Genomic DNA, 506 nt, shown 5'->3' with positions numbered 1-506 from the left:
CGGAACCAAAGCGGCTAATGCTTTACGCGGGTTGTCCACCGTCCAGAATACCAACTGTTTATAACGGCTCGGTTTAGTCTCTTCGTTGTTAGCTTTTGGCTTGATGAACATCCACGCCATTAATACCGTAAACGTCATCGCGACGATCCATGAAAGCAACAGTGACGATGCCACAATGTAGAACACAGAGCTCGCAAACTCGGCGGAGTCGGTTTTGGAGAACAACACTGGGCTTGCGCCCATAATCGCGATGACAGTTGCGCCTAAAAGTGGCACAGCGGTTTCTTTGACGGAATCAATCGCGGCGCGAGTTCGCTCGATACCTTTGTTGAGCTTAGCGATCATCATATCGGTGATCACAATGGCGTTATCCACCAACATGCCCAGTGCGAGAATAAACGTACCTAGCGAGACACGGTGTAAATCGATGCTGGCGATGTTCATGTATACAAGCGTGAGCAAAATCGTCAGGAGCAAGCTTGCGCCAACGATGGTCGCACTCTTAA

General features: G+C 49.8%; 1 protein-coding gene. It reads right to left on the bottom strand.

The window, feature by feature from the left end; genetic code table 11:
- Window positions 1-506, bottom strand: a 506-nt coding sequence (locus R7093_RS28445; RefSeq protein WP_318147437.1) for an efflux RND transporter permease subunit, incomplete at both ends; no start/stop codon positions are given.

Source organism: Vibrio sp. 1580 (genome assembly GCF_033340055.1).
Note: the sequence above shows the minus strand (reverse complement) of the source record. Positions and strands in the feature narration are given on the sequence as shown.